Source organism: Paenibacillus canaveralius (genome assembly GCF_047238265.1).
Taxonomy (GTDB): Bacteria; Bacillota; Bacilli; order Paenibacillales; family NBRC-103111; genus Paenibacillus_F.
The window spans coordinates 1,993,974-2,013,897 of sequence record NZ_JBDFMM010000001.1 but is presented as its reverse complement, the minus strand read 5'-3'; the positions used below and the strand labels follow the sequence as shown (position 1 = coordinate 2,013,897).

Genomic DNA, 19,924 nt, shown 5'->3' with positions numbered 1-19,924 from the left:
TCTCTTAAAGTGCATGATGTCAAAGGAGAACGAACCTGACTTAAGCTTCCCGGCCGGTTGATCCGCACGCACAAGTCACTTTGCCGGCTCCCGATTCCCCGAATTTGCCCAAGTTAGGGACACAGGGGCCCGTCGGTTAAAGAGGACTCGGTTCAGCCTGCCGGACAGCTCGTCTATACCCGGAAGCAGACCTGGTGAATCGGCCCGCCCGTTCAAGCAAGCCTCATCTTCCCGGTCTAAGCCGCCTCCCGTAGGTTCCAACCGATCCCGGCGCAACCTTGAGCCCGAAACAGCCGAAAACGCCGGAGCTATCCGGTTACCCTTTCCTGCCCGTCTGCCGTTTCTCCGCTGCGCGACGGCATCCATCTGGCGAGCTCGTCACGCTTGGCTGTCAGCACGCCAACGTCCGTCCGCATTTGAAGCGCATCTCTCATGCCCTCCAGATGCTCGCGGTAGCTCTCCAGGTGTCTTTCCTCCAGAACGGCGAATGTATCGGCCAGATGTCCCGCATACAATTGCTTCAGCATCGCTACGGCACTGTCCACAAAATGTGCGACCGGATCGTTCATTCTGCCCTCCAGCTCCGTCCTCAGCTTGCTCTTGCCTTCGCCTTCGAAGAAATGCTTGGCGTTCTTGAAATGAGCCACAAGCATTTTGTCCGTTACGTCGGGAGCTTCCAGCGGCAGCTTGTTATCCGGCGTATCGAAAGACAAGGATTCGTACGCTTCGAATTCGTAGCTTTCCAGCAGCTTGCGGAGTCCGGTTCCCCATGATTCATAGGTTCCTTTCGCAAGCTTGTTCAAAAACTGCTCGATCCGCAGACTGGTCGCCAGCACTTCCTGCTGAAGATCGAATTCAATCATCCGCAGGAGGTCGCGCCAGCTCTCGCGCAGGGCGGCTTTAGGGTCTCCGCCCCCTTCCCGGAAGGAAGCCGGGTTGAAAGAAGCGTTATACAGCTCGCCGAACCGGTACATCGTCCGCTGCTTCACGTAGTAGAGCAGCTCCTGAATTTCTTTTGCCAGTTCCCGCTGCACGGGCGCAGAATCCGTTTCTTTCAGGAAACGGACGGCGGCTTCCTCCGCCCGTTCCAGCGCCTGCAGGCGCGCTTTGCGGGCCTCTTCGCCCTGCTGCGCCCCTTCGATACGTTCCTGGAGAACATGCAGCGCACGTTCAATCTCCTGGTCGGCGGAGCGCAGGGATATATCCGTCAGCTCCTCCAGCGTGAAGCGGATAAAATCCCGTTCGAACGGAACGATGCCGGAAGCCTCCAGCTTCCTGTCGTCCCGGGACAGTTTTCCTTCGGCGGCCAGATGACTCGACACCGGATAAATTCTCGGATGACGGATTCCGTGCTGAAGCAGGTTCGTTTCGATATGGCGGACAACGCCCTGCAATTCTTCCTCCCCGGCCGCCAGATCCGCGGCATTGACGAGAAAGAACATTTTATCGAGTTCAAAGCTGTCTTTAACCCTGCCGAGCTGCAGCAGGAACTCCCGGTCCGCCTGTGAAAAGGCATGGTTATAATAAGTCACGAACAAAATCGCGTCCGCGTTCTTGATATAGTCGAAAGCGACGCCCGTATGGCGCGCGTTGATCGAGTCCGCTCCCGGCGTGTCCACAAACACGATTCCCTGCTCCGTAAGCGGCGTGGAATAATGCAGCTCGATGTACTCGACGAAGCACGACTTGGATTCTTCCGCCACGTAGCCGGCGAAAGCTTCCTCCCCGACTTTCTGCTGTGTTCCGAGAAGCGGGGCCGCATCGGGCCAGCCTTTGGCAACCGCCTTGAGAAACGTGTAGTGCGGCTTGCCCTTGGCCGTTACGCTTTCCGGGGTAAGCCCCCGGATCGCGGCCAGCGCTTCGTCCATGGCGGACGCCCGAACGCCTAGCATCTCCAGGGAGAACAGTACGTCCTGGAGCATCACTTCCGCCGTCTTCATCTGCACCTTGGCCGTTCCATGCGGCCAATCGGCCGTAGGCGGAACGATCTTATTAATCGCCGCGGTCGTCGGATTCGGCGATACGGGCAGGACGCGCTTGCCGATCAGCGCGTTGGTGAAGGACGACTTGCCGGCACTGAAAGCGCCGAACAAGGCGACTGTAAACGTCTTATGCCGCAGACGTTCGGCTTTCTCGCGCAGCGAGCGCACAATCGATCTCATCGACGGCATGTCGCCGAGGAGATCCGCCGCCGCCGCGAGATCCTGCGCGCGGCGCTCCGCGCGTTTCGCGCCGAGCTGCAGCCCGCCCGCGGACGCTTCCGCAGCGGCGTCTAGTGCGCCGCCGCCCGCCGGTGCCGCGGACGTTCCGTCTGCCGGAGCGCCGCTGGGCGCTGCTGCGCCGTCCGCGAGGCTGTCACGATCCCCGGGCGCGGTATGCGCCGCCCGCAGGATCGTGTCCATCTCGGACGTGTGCAGCACGCCGCGCAGCTCCCCGGTCTCTTCGCCGCGGTAAGCGGCGAGATCCGGCAGCTCGTACGCCTTGGCGTGCGGCCAGGAAGCCAACGCGCGCAGGGATTCCTCGCGGGCCGCCTCCTCGCGCTCGAAGCGCTTCAGCTCGCGCAGGGCGCCGAGCCGCTTCTCCAGCTGCCGCAGATCGGGCGCCAGCTCGGAATCGAGCCGGACCGAGCAGTTGCCGGCAAGACCGGCGAGGCGGTCGATCAGCGCGAGCGCCGTGCGGCGCGCGGCCGTTTTGAGCTCCGCGGCCGTCTGGCGCATATACGTCATCGTGTATTCGTTACCGAACACGGCTTCCGTGTTAACCTGCGAAGCGAGCCACGAAGACGTGACCTCCACGCTGAACGCGTCGATATCGGCCAGCAGCTTCTCGTCGCTCATGCCGATGCCGCTGTACGCCCGGCGCAGCGCATCCCTCAGATGCCAGTCCATCTGGGCGTGTATCTGCTCGGCGTAATCCTCGCGGAAGGCTTCCAGCCGCCGCTCCACCTCCGCAGCCGTCTTCGCGGCCGCTCCGAAGAAGCCGACCTTGAAGCCCGGCTTGCGGCTAAGCAAATATTCATGCGCTTTGTCGCGGGTAAGCGCGGGCGTCACGTTCGCATTGTCGATGATCGCCGCAATCTCTTTCCTCAGCGAGTCCGTCAGCTGCCCGGGCAGCGACTGCGCCTCGTTCAGGCGGCGGGACAGATCCTCGTACTCGGCCAGCACCCCGGCCGATTCCTCTTCGTCCACGCGCTCGCGCAAAGCCGCTTTCTGCGGCTCGTTCTGTTCCCTCAGCCACTGGATATGCTCGCCGATCAAATGATCCGCCGCCGCGTCCACGCTCGCTTCGCGAAGCTCCCGCTGCATGCCGATCAATCCGGACAGCAGCCATTTGAGCTTCCCGGATTCGTTGCGGGGATGGTCCGGCTGCTTCATCGTCACGAAGAACATCCCGTCGGGATAAATTCCCCAGCTTCGGAACGCTTCCAGTGCGCTTTCTTTGTAAGTATCGAAGGACAATTCTTCTTCCCGGTGTTTATCGATTTGGTTTACGATCAGGTAGAGCGGCTTGCCGCGTTCTTTCATCTGTTTCGTAAAAGCAAGGTTTACTTCCGATTGAACATGGTTATAGTCCATGACATAGAAAACCGCATCGGCCAGATGAAGCGCCGACTCCGTAGCCATGTGATGGGCCCCGTCCGTCGAATCGATTCCGGGAGTATCCAGAAGCACGGCGTGCTCCCCGAGAAAAGGCAGCGGATACGAAATGTGAACTTCCTCGATATCCGTTCCGTTGACGCAGTAAGCGTCGAGTTCGTTCAGCGGAATCCGCCGTTTTCTGGCCTCTTCCTCGCCCTCGCTCCTCTGAACGACTTCCGCCCCTTCCTCCCCGCTCTCAATGCTAACGATATTCGCACTCGTCGGAATCGGGCTTGAGGGCAGAAGCCGGTGCCCGCATAAGGTGTTGATCAAAGTGGATTTACCCGCCGAGAAATGCCCGCAGAACGCAAGGACGGTCTTCTCGCCGCCGAGCTTGTCTTCCAACTGAATCAGTTTGCGCACCCGCGCGCCGTCGCCGGCCCTCTTCATGTCTTCCCGAAGACGGTCGAATGCGCGGAGAACTTCGTCCTTTCTTTGCTCCATAAGTCCATTCATTGAGTTTCTAATCTCCCATGCCATTGATATCGGTATAAGTGTAATCCCGGGTGTAGCGGAAGTCAATTTCTGTTTATACGCAAAAACCCGTCCGTTCGCGCACGGAAGACAGACGCCGGGATAATCGGCGTGTCCCTGTGCGGACAGACGGGTAACCTGCTTGGAAGCCCGGTTGGCGCGGAGCAAAAGCGGTTTAGGAAACCACTGCGCTCTCTTTTTCTTCCGGAAGGAAGATTTCGAAAACATCGCCGTGTTGAAGGATGGTAATGTCGCCTTCTTTCACTTTCATGACAACCACTTCCGGTTTTGTTCTCATTTTTTCGAGATAGTTCTCAGGCACTTCGCCGGATTCGCTGACGATAACGCCTTGAATTTCTTTTTCTTCATTTTCGGAGAGCGGTGTGTTCATGATTGTCTCGTACAAATCGGAAAATAGTTCAAAATCTTTCGTGTAAACAGCTATGCATTTCATTTCTACTCATCCCTCACTACACATTCTTTTTAACTAGTTTTGCGTACTTTCTTGATTTTCATACGCTTTTTTCCTTCCGGACAGATGTCAAGCAGCGGGCAAATGTCGCATTTGGGCGATTGCGCCTTGCAGTGGTACCTGCCGAAAAAAATAAGCCGGTGATGCGTCAAGGTCCATTCCTCGCGAGGCACTTTTCGCATCAGTTTCTTCTCGACTTCGAGTACGGAGTCGTCCTTGCCCGCCAGTCCAAGCCGCTTCGACACCCGTTCTACATGAGTATCGACGGCGATTGCAGGAACTCCGAAAGCATTGGAAACGACTACGTTAGCCGTTTTGCGGCCTACACCGGGCAGCTCCACCAGTTGTTCGTGTGTGGTCGGAATCTGGCCGTCGTAGCGTTCGAGAATGAGTTGACACAGCTTCTGAATGTTCTTCGCCTTGTTGCGGTACAAACCGATGCGTCGGATGTCCTGCTCAAGCTCCTCCAGAGGGACGGCTAAATAATCTTCCGGCGTCTTATATTTTTGAAACAGCGTCTGGGTGACTTTATTCACGGTTTCATCTGTACACTGGGCGGATAGAAGCACCGCAATGGTTAACTCGAACGGATTCGAATGGTTCAATTCGCAGTGAGCGTCTGGAAACATTTCACCAATCGTGTCCAAAATGTGCCTTACCTTCTGATTCATGAGTACCTCTTCTTCAATTCCCCGTTTTCCTTTTACAAGTGTAGCGGAATGTTTGTCAGGTTGCAATGGAAGGATGCAAACAAATACGAACATTTTTCAAAAAAATTTTGACAACCAAAAAACCGCCCTCCGGAGAGGGCGGCCAGGCAATCCTTACTTTTCCATTTCGATGATTTTGTTATCCACGATATAAACCGTTACCGTCTCTCCTTTGTTGAAAGAGGAGGCGGTGAGGGTTTCGGTGCCTTTGTGATAGTAAGCGCTGCGGTGGATATTGTAACGCTCGGTAGAACCGCTCGCGTCGAACTGGATTTGATTCACCGCGTACTCGTAGCTGCTGAAGGTCTTGGTCATGGCAGCGGCGAGCTGGACGTTGATTTTGCCGTTCGACTGCTTAATCACTTGGACGCGATCTCCGGCTTTTATCGCATTCAGACCGATGAGGGTCGTGCCGTTCTTAACCACTGCATCCGTTCCGATCGTGTAAAGCTGGATTTTGCCTGTCGGCTCCTGAATGGTCAGCGTGCCGTTGACGGAATCCACATTCGTCACTTTACCGCGGGACGGGCTTACGATCTCCGCTTTCACGACGCTTCCGCCTTTATAGGTCACATACAGGTAGTCATCCGGTAAAATATCGGCCGCTGTGGCAGATGTACCGTCGCTTTTCACAATCTTCGTGTCTTTCAGGGTAAACGTCAAGCCGTTGTTAAGATCGTCTACGGCCGTAACCTGCTGGGAGCTGTTTACATACTGAACCTTCACGAGCGTGGAACGGTCAACGACGACTTTCGTTACGCCCGCCTGATTGTAATCGAGGGATGCCGTTACCAGGTCCCCGATTTTAAGATCGGCGAGGGTCGCTCCGCTTTTGTTCGGAATTTCAACGGCCGGCGAGTACATTTTGAACGTAAACGACTGTCCGTTGTTCGCACGGATCGACATTTCATTGGCTACCGTGTTGATTTGCGTGATCGTGCCGCTGACGTCAAGGGAAAGCTGAATCGCCGTCACCTTATTTTTCGATACTTTCAGGTCAACTTTCTTGCCCTCAGTGAAAAGGGAAGCGAAGCCCGGATAGTTTTTAAACGACATCGACGTGCCGCCGTACGTCACGACCGTATTGTCCGAAATCGTGTAGGCGCCCGGCGTTCCGTCCGCATGCTGGACGTTCAGCTGGTTGTATTTCGAATCGAAACGAATAAACGTAGCGAATAAAAGGTTGGAAATCGAACGGTTCGTCACGGTGATCTTCACGATCTGATCGTTCGCGATATCCATGGTCAGCTCGTCGTTCTCATCCAGGTCATACAGACTTGGAGAACCGACCCCGTCAATGACAACTTGAACGTTAGGAGCTAATTTGCTCGCGCCGAAGCTGCCGTCCGTTTCCTTGTAGAAGATACCCGTTTTATCCCCGCTGAGGCTGGAGAAAATACCTTTAACCGTCTTGCTGACGCCGGTTCTCGTTTTGATTTTAACCTGCGTGATTTGGCTGTTCTCAATCGTATACGAGACGGCGTCTCCCGCTTTGATCGCGGTTTTATCGACGAGGCGGTTATCCGCATCTACGATCGTCGGATTTTTGGCCAATGTGTACGACTCCGATTGTCCGCTCGTCAAGTCCACAAGCGCCACGGTGTCGCCGTTCACGCTCTGTACCGTGCCTTCGGACGTTTTGTTCACGGGAACTTCGCGGACGACCACTTGGCCGTATTCCTTGCTCCCCGTGATGGAGTTGCGGCGGAGTTCCAGCTTGCTGCCCACGACGAGCGAAGACAGGCTGATTTCCTGGCCTTTGCCATCAAGCACCAAGGCGCCGCTGCCAATTTCGTACGCTTCGAAATTATCGAGAGTAAGCTTGCGGTCTTTCACGTTTAGCAGCGTTCCCGTAACTTTCTCGGAGCGGTCTTCGTCTTTGAGGACCTCGGCATAGTAAGCCGTTCCGCCCTGCTGGACGAGGGAAACCTGATAAGTGTACGCCAGCTCCGAAGAATTGATCGGATTATCGTTTTTGTTTCCGTAGAAAACGGATTCCGGCGTCAATTTATAAGAAGCGGTTTTCCCCTTCTCATCGAAAATGCTGATCTTATCCGCGCTTACATGATTCACATAGCCGCGTACGACGCGGGAAGACAAGTTCTTGCTGTGACGCTCGGCACGGCTGAGGAACGTAGCCATTTGAGCGCGGGTGACTTCTCCCTTCGGACGGAAAGTTCCGTCTTCAAATCCGTCTACGATTCCCAGCACGGTAGCCGCGCTTATGTACGGCTTGGCCCAGCTTGAAATGCTCTTCAGATCGGTAAAAGCCGGCGTATCGTCCGCCAGGCCGTTAGCCGTTTCCTGCTGACCGATCGCGCGGATCGTCAGCTTCGTTACCCATTCACGGGAAGCCGGCTTGCTGCCCCAGTTTTTCGAGCCGTCCTTTTCTTCGTCAACGGAAATCAGTTTCTTCTCAATAGCGGCCGCTACATATTTCTGAGCGTAAGTGTCCACTTTCAGAGGGAGATTGTAAGAAGTATTCTCACTGAGGCTGGATTCGAATCCGAGTGTGCGGACCGCCATAATGATGACATCCTGCTGGGATACGGAAGCTTCGGGACGATAGTTGCCCTTCTCATCGCCTTCCACAATTCCTTCAAGCGCGAGTTTGGTAATGTGTCTGAGTGCCCAATGTGTATTTACGACATCCGGAAAATTCTTCTTAAGCGCTTCGGCGATGGTGGATTGAGCGGATGACGTCTTCTCGGTCGTGTTGTTGTCCGCATAAGCCGGACTTAAAGAAATGCTGGAGGCGATCAAAGCGCCTGCCAGCAACATTGCGGTTTTATTCGTTTTCATGCTTGCCCGTGTTCTCCTCTCGATTGCACGTTCTCTCTTTATTTGCGTTTAATCGGGTAAGGCAGATCCATATGGCCCATCAAGGATTCCACCTGTCCGCCGTCCTTCGTAATGTAGATGGCTTTCACTTCCGGGAACTGGAATACCGTTTTCTTCAACGCATCCAGGAAAAACTGTTCCCCGCCGGAGCCGAGCTGTGCGCCTTCGCCCATTTTCAGATCGAGTTTGAGCTCGTCCTTCTCGAATTTGACGGACTGGAACGTGACGTCGTTAAAAAGCGGTACGGCTTGCGCGTCGTCGCTTTTCTTCAAAGCTTCCAGGGCCGACTTGTACTTGTCCCCTTCGGTTTTATAAGAAATTTTGACGTTCTTCTCTACCAGCTTCGTAAGATCCGGATCGCTGTAATAAGCTTTAATCTCAGTTTGTTTAGCCTCCGGTGAAGGAGATGGTGACGGCTTTACGGAAATAGTCGGCTCAGGTGAAGGGCTCACGGTTTGCACCGGTGCCGGTGTGGAACCTCCGTTATTGCTTGCCAGAGGCTGCTGTTTCTGGCCGCAGCCGGATGCGACTGCCAACACCAGAGAGCTTACCACGATCCCCTGTACCCATAATTTTTTCTTCATGCTACACCCACTCCTTGCTTATTACGAAATCTTCAAATACTCTTTGATGGCAGCTACGAAAGAGGCCGCGACTTTGTCCTGGAAAGCGGACGTGTACATCAGAGCTTCCTCATGCGCGTTGGATAAAAATCCGACTTCGGCAAGAGCTGCCGGCATCTTCGTTTCTCTCACTACGTGAAGGTCGCCTTCTTTTACTCCCCGGTCCTTAAACCCGGTCGCTTCCAGCAAATGCTTCTGAACGACGTTCGCGAAAGCTTTGCTGTCCGCACGCTCGTAATAGAAGGTTTCGGTACCGCCTGCTGTCGGAGTCGCCTTGTTCGCGTGAATCGAAAGGAACAGGTCGGCGTCCAGGTTATTGGCAAATTCGGAACGGCCTTTCAGTGTGACAAAAGTGTCCGTCGAACGCGTCATATACGTCTGGATATTCGGTTCTTTCTCCAGCAGCTTCGCTACTTTATTCGCGACGGCCAGTACAAAATCCTTTTCTTTCTTATTGGTCAGGGAAACCGCGCCTGAATCCGTTCCGCCGTGACCTGCGTCAATAACGACTTTGTATTTGGTTTTACCCGGTTCCGGAGCTTTCAAAACTCCAACAAGCAGGTTTGCCTGTCCCGCTGCGGCGCTGAACGTAAGATCCGCTTTCGCTTTCATGTCAAGCGTAATTCTTACGGTTGCCGGATCATTGTTGAAATTCGAAAATCTCACCTTCTCTACCATCGGATGCAGGGAAGGGACTTCACCGACATTGTTGACGAGTTTACCGGCAAGCGAGGCGTCAAGCTCCGTACCCGGCAGATCGATAACGATCCGGTCCGGCGAGGTAAGCTTGAATACATTCGCCTGGGGAGACTTCTTGTCCGTTCCGACCAGAAGCTGATCCTTGGTCAGTTGGATCGTTTTCACAAGCACTTTGTCCGATACCTGGCCGGGATTCGGCGTCGGCGTCGGTGTAGGTGTTGTGGGCGGTGTTCCCGCACCGGAGCCTTGTCCGCTCTTCGGGAAAATTTGTACTGTGCTGGTTTCTTGAACCCATTTGAAATCGTAGCCGATTTTCTGTCCGACGAACCTAACGGGAACGAGCACATTGCCCTTCACGTTCATCGGGGCGACCTCAAGTTGTTCAGCCCTGCTTCCGTTGACGACCGGTTTGCGGTCACCGACTGTAAGCTGGATCTTCATGCTGTCACGAACAATAGTCGCGGTCTGCTTCGACTGATCCCAGGTCACCTTGGCACCGAGTTTCTCGAAAATTTGCCGAATCGGAACCAACACATTACCATCCACGTTGAGCGGGTCCACTTCGGTTGTCAGCGTCTTGCCGTCCAGCACGATTTTAGCGGTTGGGGGGGACGTTGCACCGAAAGCCAATGAGGGCAGGAGCAGAGCGATCATGAGCAGCGTGGCGACAGTGGACCAAAGTTTCATCATACACCTCTTACACTTATTTTTCAGCGTTCGTCTCTTCTCGCCGAGTTGCCCGCCTCATCTCTATTCTACCAAATTATGCTACGGTCAGACAACGAGAGCATAGATTCGACGGCGCCGAACATAGAGTTAGACGCAGGTTTAATGCCAAAAGTTGCACGAATTCGCCTAATAACCTTTAATATCGGCTTTTTTGAGGCAGTTTGGTAGATTTAAAGAGATATATTGGAAAAGAAAAGACATGCAAAAAAAAGCCGTTTCCTGCGGCAGGAAACGGCTTTTGGAAGACGGGCCATACGCCGTCTACAGATTCAATGCGAGGCGGTCTTGATGCTGAGCCTCGTAAGCGGAAATTTTATCCGCATGCTGCAGCGTCAGTCCGATATCGTCAAGCCCTTGAAGAAGAAATTGGCGGCGGTGCTCGTCAAGATCGAAATCGATCTTCAGACCATACTCGTCTGTCAGCGTCTTGTTTTCCAGATCGACGTTCAGCTTGTAGCCCTCGTGCTGCGCCGTACGCTGGAACAATTCTTCTACCTGTTCTTCGCTCAGCTTGATCGGCAGAATGCCGTTTTTGAAGCAGTTGTTGTAGAAAATATCCGCGTAAGAAGGCGCGATGACGACTTTGAAGCCGTAATCGAGAATCGCCCAAGGCGCATGTTCCCGGGAAGATCCGCAGCCGAAGTTCGCACGCGAAATGAGCACGGAAGCTCCCTGAAAACGCGGCTTGTTAAGGTCAAAAGTCGGGATTACTTGGCCGTCTTCGGTAAATCTCCATTCGAAGAACAGAAATTGTCCGAATCCGGTGCGCTCGATACGCTTCAAAAATTGTTTAGGGATGATAGCGTCTGTATCTACGTTAACACGGTCAACCGGACCGACGAGCCCGGTATGTTGTTTGAATGCTTCCATGATTGATTTCCTCGCTTCCTGTTATCTCGTTCTGGTTACGCTTCTTGCGGCACTTTGTACGTCCAGCCGCGCACGTCCGTGAAGCGGCCTTCGATCGCCGCTGCTGCGGCCATCTCCGGAGAAACAAGGTGCGTTCTGCCTCCGCGGCCCTGACGGCCTTCGAAGTTGCGGTTCGATGTGGACGCGCAGCGCTCGCCCGGGCTGAGAACGTCCGGATTCATGGCGAGGCACATGCTGCAGCCCGCATCGCGCCACTCGAAGCCCGCTTCGACGAAGATCTTGTCGAGACCTTCTTTCTCGGCCTGCAGTTTAACGCGGCCCGAACCGGGAACGACGATCGCGTTCACGTTCGGATTGACTTTGTAGCCGCTCGCCACAGCCGCGGCACGGCGCAGATCCTCGATGCGGCCGTTCGTGCAGGAGCCGATGAATACGCGGTCGACGGTAAGCTCCGTCATCGGTGTTCCGGGCTCAAGGCCCATATATTCAAGCGCCTTCTCGGCCGCTTTACGCTCGTTCTCCGTTGCCATTTCCTGCGGATCAGGCACGCTGCTCGTGACGCCCGTGCCCATGCCCGGGCTTGTGCCCCAGGTAACCTGCGGCACGAGGGATGCGGCGTCGAAGTCAACGACAAGGTCGTAAGACGCGCCTTCGTCCGTGGTCAGCAGCTTCCAGGCTTCGACCGCCCGGTCGAATGCCTCATCCTGCGGCACGTACTGGCGGCCGCGCAGGTATTCGAACGTCGTCTCGTCGGGAGCGATCAGTCCCGCTCTGGCACCGGCTTCGATCGACATGTTGCAGACGGTCATGCGCTCTTCCATGGACAAACCGCGGATCGCTTCGCCCGTATATTCGATGACGTAGCCTGTCGCAAAATCCGTTCCGTACTGGGCGATGATGCCCAGAATAAGGTCTTTTGCGGTTATGCCGACAGGCAGGGCGCCGTTTACGCGGACTTCCAGCGTCTTCGGCTTCGATTGCTGCAGCGTCTGCGTGGCAAGCACGTGCTCGACTTCGCTTGTGCCGATACCGAACGCCAGGGCGCCGAAGGCACCGTGTGTGGACGTGTGGCTGTCGCCGCAGACGATCGTCTTGCCCGGATGAGTCAAGCCGAGTTCGGGACCCATAACGTGGACAACGCCTTGATCCACATGGTTAAGATCAAACAGAGTAACGCCGAAATCGCGGCAGTTTTGCGAAAGCGTGTCGATCTGCTGTTTGGAAATCGGATCTTTAATGTTAAAACGGTCTTTCGTCGGAACGTTGTGGTCCATCGTGGCGAAAGTCAAGCTCAGGACGGCGAACCTTGCGCCCGCTCAGACGGAGTCCTTCGAAAGCCTGCGGAGAAGTTACCTCGTGTACGAGATGAAGATCGATGTACAGAATGCTCGGTTTTCCTTCTTCTTGATAAATCACGTGGTTGTTCCAAATTTTTTCGAATAATGTTTTTTTACTCATGTCGCTCACCCCAGATAAAGATTCCGTTAATCTAATTGATAATCTTATGCTAACATTTCTTTCTTCATTGTTCCAAGATATAATAACTATAACCTTCATAGGTAAAACCAATAATCAGAGGAGCTTTCATATGGAACTACGTCAACTGCAATACGCCGTACAAATCGCTCTGGAGCGCAACTTCTCACGGGCGGCCGAGAAGCTTCATATTGCCCAGCCTTCGCTCAGCCAGCAGTTGTCCAAGCTCGAACGCGAAATAGGCGTTCTGCTTTTCCAGCGCAGCACCAATTCCGTAGAGCTGACTCATGCCGGTTCTATTTTTGTCGATAAAGCCCAGGCCATACTCGATTCACTTGAACAGTTGAAGCAGGAGATGGAAGATATCTCCCTGATGAAGAAAGGCAAGCTCGTTGTCGGAAGCATGCCGATCACCGGCTCAACGATCATGCCGTATGTTCTCCCCATCTTCCAGGCCGCCTATCCGGATATCGAAGTCGTTCTCGTCGAGGAGACTTCCGCCAATCTGGAGAAACTGACGACCAGCGGCCAGACGGACATTTCCCTGCTCGCTCTCCCCATGCAGGAAGATTCGCTCGTCTACTCCCACCTTCTGGACGAAGAAATCGTCATCGCCTTTCCGCCAAACCATCCTCTGGCCAAGCGTCACATGGAAAACGGGGAACCCGTCACAATCTCCGAGCTGGAAAACGAAGCGTTCATCGCGCTCAAGAAAGGCCAGGGGTTCCGTAAAATCAACGTCGCCCTCTGTCAGGAAGCCGGATTCACCCCTAACATCGTTTTCGAAAGTTCCAATATGGAGACGGTCCAGTCGCTTGTCGCAGCCGGCATGGGCATTGCTTTCGTACCTTATCTTATTGCCAAAAGAACCCGCAGCGAGCTGTCCCCCGTTCACCTTCCGCTCCGGAACCACCCCTCCCGGACTCTCGTTATCGCCCACAGGCGGGGGCGGTATCTGTCCAAAGCGGCGGACGCTTTTATCGAGACGATCCAGGCGGTCATGAAAGACCAGGGCGGTCTCGAATAGCGGATTACCGGCAACATTCCGAAGTTCCGTTTGTTTCATCTCTCCTGCTGACGGGTAGAAAAAAGTACGGCAGAATCAATCAGTTAAAGGGGAGTGGAACTATGATAGGCTTCATTATTACTATTATAATGGCCGTAGTCATCGGGATTATCGGCGACGCGATCGTAAGAAGCAATATGCCCGGAGGCATACTGGGATCCATGTTGGCCGGTTTTGTCGGAGCGTGGCTCGGTTCTTTGCTTCTCGGCAGCTGGGGTCCCGAAATCGGCGGCTTCTCTGTCATCCCGGCTATTATCGGTGCAGCGTTATTCGTTTTCCTGATCGGCCTTGCCAGCCGCGCTTTTCACCGCACCAATGCTTAACCCGCGGAAACACTTCACATTTCTATAAATGTATCTTGTGTTTTAAAAAAATGATATTAGGTAAAGGAGATGGATCATATGTCTAACGAATCCAAAGGTAATGGCGTATTGCTTGGTACTCTGGTAGGTGCAGGTGTAGGCGCGATCACTGCCCTTCTTCTTGCCCCTAAAACAGGCCGTGAGATGAGAGAAGACCTCTCGGTTAAATATTCCGAATGGATGGCGAAAGGTCAAGAACTCGCGTCCGACGCTAAAACGAAAGTTGCGGATGTAGCCAGCCGTGTGAACGAGCAGACCAGCAATCTGGTCGACCGTTCGAAGGAATTGGTAAGCAGCGCGGCGACTTCCACGAACCGTGCTCTCGATAATGTAAAAGACATGAAAGAAGAGCGTACGGACCAGATGCTGAACAGCATGGACCAGTCCAATAAACCGATGAACTAAACGCTTCTGGAACTCCATTGGAATTGTTCCGAGCATCGGCAGCCAGCTTCTCTGCGGAGAGCTGGCTGTTTTGGCGAATGCCGTACAGGAGCCGTTCAAACTGACCGAAAGAGGTGCATTCCTTATGAGACAGTCTTCTCCCACCCGTGAGCGCCGAGTCCCTGGAGAGGTACCGATTCCTTCCCAGGAACCGAGCCGGAAGGAATTGGCGCTGGAACGCCTTGCTACCATCCTGGAACGCTCCGAGTATAAAGATGTGATCGAAAATTATCTCAATCCGCGTAAACGGATCATTACGAATTTCACTGCCGGCTTGGCCAGAGGCCTGGGACTTACGATCGGGACGACGGTTGTAGTCGCTCTGCTCGGCTGGCTCGTGTCCCAATTCATTTCCATGCCGATCATCGGTGAATTTATCGCGAAGCTCGTATCCTACGTGGATATGTATAAATAGAAAAAAGGCTGCCGGGCGGGCTCCATCTCCGGGCAGTCTTTTTTTGCTTCGCGTTTTTAAGATTCGTCCTGCCTGTACATCAAACTGCTTGTGAAGGGCCGTTCGCAATCGGTTCTTGTTTTCTTATATGAGTAGCCTATTAATCGATTTTAGTCGTCACTTAATGCATGCGTAGTTTGTTCAAAGTGTATTCTTATCTCGTCTGGAGCTTTTTAGGAAGCTTGTATTAATCTTATTGAACGTTCTATTATTCTGCTCTCAGTCCAATTTACCTGCTCCTTACTTGCTTCTTACTTGCTCCTTTACTTTTCTATTCATCTTTCCCTCCCCCGCCTTTCTTCTGCGTTCTGATGCTTTTGTATGTCAATGATGTCGGTTGCTTCCCTCCTATGTTTTGTCCCCGTGCTCTGCTCTTCCCTCGGATCATGCTTAAGAATCCGCTCTGATTTCTCTGTTCGCTGTTCAACAAAAAAACAGCCCGGCAGAGAACGCTCTGCACAAGGCTGTCGTTATTCGCAAATCTTATACAAAGAGTGCATCCACTTGTTCGTTCTGCATCTCTTCGTTCAGGATTTTACTTACCGGAATCGGGTGTTTATCCGGTTTCACCAAGAAGGTCTCCTGCAGGTAAAAGCCGTGTTCTTTCGCTTTTGCATACGTTTGGCAGAAATGGTCGGCTGCACGGACCGCCCGGTAAAATTCTGAATACGTTTCCAAAACATTCCCATTGCCTAGCGGGTTCGTACTAGCACGTATACAAAGCTGATATGTTGCCCCGTCAACTTCACGAACCAGAATTTCGCTGCCTTCACAGTCGATCGTATATTTGACTGTCATAAGACTCACCGCCTTCATTAGATTGGGAATTCATTTTTAATTGGGTATGATTATTATTTACCCATATTTCCCCCTGCTTGAAACGAATTTTTCTCGCAACTACCCGTCAACCGTATTGCCGGATCGGCCCCTGACGGGGCCCGCACCCGTTTATTTCAGATTGGAATGTTTGCTTTTCCCCTTGATGATATCGCCCGTCCAGCCCTTCCAATGAAGCCAGCCAAGGACTATCATCGGCAAAGCCACGATAAGACCGAGAGCAAGATAATAGCCGGCGGTCCATTTCAGCTCCGGCATATTTTCAAAGTTCATTCCCCATATTCCAGCAAGCATCGTAGGAGGAGCAAACACGGCCGTGAACACCGTCAACGTCTTCGTAATTTCATTCCCACGGTAGTTCGCGATACTCGTATCCAGGGCCAGCAGAGCCTCCACTTCTTCCGTATACAGCTTCAGCCGCGTCATAATACGCTCGATTTTGATGCAGGTTCTGCGGTGCTCGAGTCCTTCTTCCATATTCTCGACAAACAGCTCCTTGGCCGTCATCATCGTGTCTTTAAGCGGACGCACCCATTTCGTCATATCGAGCAGTTCATGGCGGCGGTCAAGAATTCGGTCCAGCAGCTTGGAATTGTTTCGTTTTCTCATATGCTCGCCGACCTGCCGCATTCTTTTCTCATAATCCGTCAGGACATGCAGCAGCCGTTCCGCAATATAACCGAGGATAACGAAAAGACCTTCAAGCGCATTCTTGGCATTTAACGTCTGTTCGCGGATCAAATCGGGATCAAAGGGAGCCAGCAGCTCTTCTTTGAAATTGATCGTAACCAGATGCTTTTCATTAACAAGAAAGTGAAAGATCGGAGTGCCCTTGAGGCATTCGGATTCAAAGTCGTAATAAAAGGCTCCTTCCAGCAGCTCGCTTCCTTTCTTACGGTATAAACGGGCTTCAAACGGCTCCGCCGCCGCCTGTTCCACGAGCGGTTTCAGCTCTTCGGGCAGCGTATCGATCGCCACATTGAGGTTTCCGTCCTTATCATGCAGGTCATGCCAAACCCAATTCGATGAAGATTCCAGCTCTTTATCTTCCATGCGTACCCTTCCTTTACCGGTATGTTGTCATTAAAAAAGAACACGCTGTAACAACGTGTTCTTTTCTGCAATCTATTGCCGCCTGAACGATTCAAGCTCCTTCACCAGGCTTGTTTTTCTCGAAATATTTGCGCAGCTTATCCAGCGCTCTGCGTTGAATACGGGATACGCTCATTTGAGAAACGCCAAGATCCTGGGCGATGGTTCTTTGCGAATATCCATCCACGTAAGCCAGCATCAGGACTTTCTGCTCCTCAGGCTTCAGGTGGCTTAACGCCTCCTGCAAATCGAGTTTGTTGTCGACATTAAGATACTCATCCACCTGAGTACCCAGGACGTCGCCAATCGTTGACCCGTTCTCTTCGGTTGAAAGCGGCATGTCCAAGGACACATAATGATAGCATTCGCGGCCTGCCAAAATTTCAATCGTTTCCTCGACAGTCAGACTCAGTTCTTCCGCAATTTCATTGACATTGGGAGAGCGTTCCAGCCGCATCGTCAGATGATCGATTGCCTGCTGGATCTGGAATCCTTTTTCTTTAATTCGTCTAGGAACCTGGATATACCAGGATTTGTCACGAAGATAATTCTTCATGTGGCCGATAATGCTTTTCATCATATAAGCATCAAACTGCACACCGTGAGAAGGGTCAAACTGCTTAAACAGCTTTAGCAGAGATATTTGCCCGATCTGGATCAGATCTTCATACAGATCCGGACGGTTGCGGGACATCTTCGCTGCGGCCATTTTCACAGTAGACTCGTATTGAATAAGCAAAGAGGTAGCGATATCATTGCATTCGGTTTCCTGATACTGTCGAATCAGATCATGGATATGCTCCATCTCTTTCCTCTCGGATTGTAATTTCATACCATTTCCTCACTTTTGCTGACCATCTTCGTTAAGATAACAACAGTCCCCTGATCCCCTTTCACTTCTACATGGTCCATCAGGGCTTGCATAAGATATAATCCGAGACCGCCGCTGCTCACTTCATCCAGAGATTTATTGTGCAGCGAGTCGGCGGAACCTACCTTCGTGACATGATCAAAGCTCAGACCCTGATCCTGCACGGTAATTTTAATCCCGCCGTCCACTTCTTCGAAATGAACTTCCATTTTGCCGCCTTGGCCAGGCTCATAGGCGTGAACCACGACGTTGTTGCAAGCCTCCGAAACGGCGACTTTCATATCTTCGATATCTTCATAAGAGAAACCCATCTTAGAGCTGATTCCATAAAGCGTCAAACGGACGAGATCAATGTATTCAGCTTCAGCAGGCAGCGTTAAACTCACAGTACGATTTTTGGATTCCATAGACCCTTTTCTTTCCTTTCTTAGTTCACAGTATTCGCTACAGCCGACAAAAACGGTGTCAACCCCGTAAGGTCAAACAACTTCTGGACCTTGGGTGGGATATTCTCAACCGCAAAAGGCGCTTTTAATGCATGACGGGTTTTGATGATCGTAAGTATGACTCCGATTCCCGTACTGTCGATATAGGTCAATTCTTTGAGATTGAGAATAAGTTTGCGTCCCACATCTTGCACAAACGGGTCCACGTTTGTATTAAACTCGGATGCCTTGGATAGATCCAGCTCCCCGATCAAAGAAATGATGTTATCATCATCTGTAATTTGTTTTTCCATTCTGAATTTGTTCTCTTGCACCATTTATTTTGTCCTCCTTAGTCAATGACCCACCAATTATAATACCTGCACATACTACTTACTTTACCCGGCTTGAATCCAAGTGAAACAGCTTTTTATTTTACCTGTTGTTACCAGCCCGCTTCGGGCTATTCTTTGTAAGAAGCCGTCTTACTTGACGGCTACGCTTTTGCTGTTCGTCGTGCGGCTCTGCTTCAATCTCTTCCACATATCTACCGCTACCGGAACCAGAGGTGCGATGCGGTTCACGATGCTTTTCGGAGAGTTAAGCTCTTTCTCCACTTTATTTCTCATTGTATTCGTTACGGTAGCCGAGGTTTGGCGCACGGAAGTCGTAATTTCGCTTACCACGTCCCCGACATTTTTAATGGTATAAAAAGTTTTGTCGAGCGCATGGAGCTTGTTGCGTACGTCCAGGCTAACCTCATTGGTATGACGAAGCAGTTCGTTTGCTTCCTGGCTTACCACCGTCACCTGCTGCTGAACTTGCTGAATGGTCTGGTTAGTCTGGGCAACGAGATCGGTCACCGACCGGAGTGTCTTTACCAGAAAAACGACGAGCACCACAAAGGCAATCGCAATAACCGCTAAACTAATTTGCCATATCATAAGCTATCCCCTCCCTTATACGTGAACCTTGCTCATGAATCGCCGGATCGACCGGCTCATCTCAGTTTTACCACCTTCCGGGCACTTTGAAACAGCGGATTTCCCGCTATAATTTGCCTTGTTTCGCCCCGTGAAGCTGCGGGTAATGAGCTTGTAGACACGACTACTCAAAGTAAAAGGGAGGAATTTTATCATGGCTAAAACATCTACAGCTAAAGAACAACAAACCGTAACTTTACTTAATAAACAAGTGGCAAACTGGGGTGTTATGTACGTTAAGCTGCATCAGTTCCACTGGTACCTTAAAGGTCCTTCGTTCTTCGTTCTCCACGTAAAATTCGAAGAGCTCTATAAAGAAGCGGACCTGTACCTCGATACGATTGCCGAGCGTATCCTCGGACTTAAAGGGAACCCGCTTTCCACGACAAAAGAATTCCAGACGAATTCTTCTATCAAAGAAGTTTCTCCGGAGCGCAATGCCGGACAGATGGTCGAAGAGCTTATCCAGGATTTCCGCACCATTACGGAAGAATCCAAGGAAGCGATCGAAACCGCCGAGAAGGAAGGCGATCACGGTACGGCTGATATGCTGACCGAAATTTGCACCAATCTTGAGAAACACATCTGGATGCTGGAGTCTTACATAAACGATTAAGACTACCATAACCGATCTCATGCAGGGAGGAGGGTTACCCATGGAACAAGACAAGAATGTCGACATTGAGCAGAGGCATATTGAGAAAAGATCGGATTCGAGCGCAGTCGCTTCTACTTTTATCAAATATGCGGCTTATCTCATCATTTTCTTTGGTTTCCTTTACTTCCTCGTTAAATATGTATTCCCCAAATTTTAATGGATTTCCTTCCATCAGCCTTCTTCGAAGGCTGATTTTTTTG

Annotated in this window: 19 protein-coding genes and 1 pseudogene; 6 read left to right on the top strand and 14 right to left on the bottom strand. The window is 52.2% G+C overall.

Going from position 1 to position 19,924, the window contains the following annotated elements:
• Positions 1-308: 308 nt before the first annotated feature.
• The 8 genes and pseudogenes from ABC395_RS09505 to leuC form a co-directional block, all read right to left on the bottom strand.
• A complete protein-coding gene (locus ABC395_RS09505; protein WP_413002499.1) occupies positions 309-4,094 on the bottom strand; it encodes a dynamin family protein in 3,786 nt (1,261 codons plus the stop codon).
• A 193-nt stretch (positions 4,095-4,287) separates the two neighbouring features.
• Positions 4,288-4,566, bottom strand: coding sequence for a hypothetical protein (locus ABC395_RS09500; RefSeq protein ID WP_009675599.1), 279 nt, complete (start codon positions 4,564-4,566; stop codon positions 4,288-4,290).
• A 29-nt stretch (positions 4,567-4,595) separates the two neighbouring features.
• Positions 4,596-5,255, bottom strand: a complete 660-nt coding sequence (gene nth / locus ABC395_RS09495) for an endonuclease III (RefSeq protein ID WP_413002497.1) — start codon at positions 5,253-5,255, stop codon at positions 4,596-4,598.
• A 153-nt stretch (positions 5,256-5,408) separates the two neighbouring features.
• Positions 5,409-8,096: an S-layer homology domain-containing protein gene (locus ABC395_RS09490; protein ID WP_413002496.1), complete on the bottom strand. Its 2,688-nt coding sequence runs from the start codon at positions 8,094-8,096 to the stop codon at positions 5,409-5,411.
• 38 nt (positions 8,097-8,134) lie between these two features.
• Positions 8,135-8,719, bottom strand: a complete 585-nt coding sequence (locus ABC395_RS09485; RefSeq protein ID WP_413002494.1) for a GerMN domain-containing protein — start codon at positions 8,717-8,719, stop codon at positions 8,135-8,137.
• Between the two features lie 21 nt (positions 8,720-8,740).
• The gene (locus tag ABC395_RS09480; protein ID WP_413002492.1) at positions 8,741-10,147 is read right to left on the bottom strand and encodes an N-acetylmuramoyl-L-alanine amidase family protein; all 1,407 of its coding nucleotides are present in this window, start codon (positions 10,145-10,147) and stop codon (positions 8,741-8,743) included.
• 300 nt (positions 10,148-10,447) lie between these two features.
• On the bottom strand, positions 10,448-11,056 hold the full coding sequence (leuD, locus tag ABC395_RS09475; RefSeq protein ID WP_413002490.1) for a 3-isopropylmalate dehydratase small subunit: 609 nt from the start codon (positions 11,054-11,056) through the stop codon (positions 10,448-10,450).
• Positions 11,057-11,091: 35 nt separating this feature from the next.
• A pseudogene (gene leuC / locus ABC395_RS09470) lies at positions 11,092-12,514 on the bottom strand (3-isopropylmalate dehydratase large subunit).
• A gap of 130 nt (positions 12,515-12,644) precedes the next feature.
• Between leuC and ABC395_RS09465 the strand changes: the two are divergent.
• The 4 genes from ABC395_RS09465 to ABC395_RS09450 all read left to right on the top strand — a co-directional run bounded on the left by ABC395_RS09465 (position 12,645) and on the right by ABC395_RS09450 (position 14,819).
• The gene (locus ABC395_RS09465) at positions 12,645-13,559 is read left to right on the top strand and encodes a LysR family transcriptional regulator (RefSeq protein WP_413002488.1); all 915 of its coding nucleotides are present in this window, start codon (positions 12,645-12,647) and stop codon (positions 13,557-13,559) included.
• Between the two features lie 101 nt (positions 13,560-13,660).
• A complete protein-coding gene (locus ABC395_RS09460) occupies positions 13,661-13,921 on the top strand; it encodes a GlsB/YeaQ/YmgE family stress response membrane protein (protein WP_009675502.1) in 261 nt (86 codons plus the stop codon).
• A gap of 78 nt (positions 13,922-13,999) precedes the next feature.
• Positions 14,000-14,365 carry a YtxH domain-containing protein gene (locus ABC395_RS09455; RefSeq protein ID WP_413002486.1) on the top strand — a complete coding sequence of 122 codons (366 nt, stop codon included), beginning with the start codon at positions 14,000-14,002 and terminating at the stop codon, positions 14,363-14,365.
• Between the two features lie 124 nt (positions 14,366-14,489).
• Positions 14,490-14,819 carry a DUF5665 domain-containing protein gene (locus tag ABC395_RS09450; protein ID WP_413002485.1) on the top strand — a complete coding sequence of 110 codons (330 nt, stop codon included), beginning with the start codon at positions 14,490-14,492 and terminating at the stop codon, positions 14,817-14,819.
• Positions 14,820-15,341: 522 nt separating this feature from the next.
• Here ABC395_RS09450 and ABC395_RS09445 read toward each other — a convergent pair.
• The 6 genes from ABC395_RS09445 to ABC395_RS09420 form a co-directional block, all read right to left on the bottom strand.
• The gene (locus tag ABC395_RS09445) at positions 15,342-15,656 is read right to left on the bottom strand and encodes a hypothetical protein (RefSeq protein WP_413002483.1); all 315 of its coding nucleotides are present in this window, start codon (positions 15,654-15,656) and stop codon (positions 15,342-15,344) included.
• Between the two features lie 150 nt (positions 15,657-15,806).
• Positions 15,807-16,748, bottom strand: a complete 942-nt coding sequence (locus tag ABC395_RS09440) for a magnesium transporter CorA family protein (protein ID WP_413002482.1) — start codon at positions 16,746-16,748, stop codon at positions 15,807-15,809.
• A 91-nt stretch (positions 16,749-16,839) separates the two neighbouring features.
• The gene (locus ABC395_RS09435) at positions 16,840-17,619 is read right to left on the bottom strand and encodes a sigma-70 family RNA polymerase sigma factor (RefSeq protein WP_103995048.1); all 780 of its coding nucleotides are present in this window, start codon (positions 17,617-17,619) and stop codon (positions 16,840-16,842) included.
• Positions 17,616-18,065, bottom strand: coding sequence for an anti-sigma B factor RsbW (gene rsbW, locus ABC395_RS09430; protein WP_103995049.1), 450 nt, complete (start codon positions 18,063-18,065; stop codon positions 17,616-17,618). Before rsbW ends, ABC395_RS09435 begins: the two co-directional genes overlap by 4 nt.
• Positions 18,066-18,085: 20 nt before the next feature.
• Positions 18,086-18,421 (bottom strand): STAS domain-containing protein, encoded by a 336-nt coding sequence (locus ABC395_RS09425; protein WP_009675595.1) that lies wholly within the window; start codon positions 18,419-18,421, stop codon positions 18,086-18,088.
• 147 nt (positions 18,422-18,568) lie between these two features.
• Complete coding sequence (locus tag ABC395_RS09420; RefSeq protein WP_009675468.1) at positions 18,569-19,027, bottom strand: DUF948 domain-containing protein; 459 nt, start codon at positions 19,025-19,027, stop codon at positions 18,569-18,571.
• Positions 19,028-19,220: 193 nt separating this feature from the next.
• On the opposite strand from ABC395_RS09420, the gene ABC395_RS09415 reads away from it, so the two are divergent.
• A complete protein-coding gene (locus ABC395_RS09415) occupies positions 19,221-19,682 on the top strand; it encodes a Dps family protein (RefSeq protein WP_413002479.1) in 462 nt (153 codons plus the stop codon).
• 40 nt (positions 19,683-19,722) lie between these two features.
• Complete coding sequence (locus ABC395_RS09410) at positions 19,723-19,881, top strand: hypothetical protein (protein WP_413002478.1); 159 nt, start codon at positions 19,723-19,725, stop codon at positions 19,879-19,881.
• Positions 19,882-19,924: the final 43 nt, after the last annotated feature.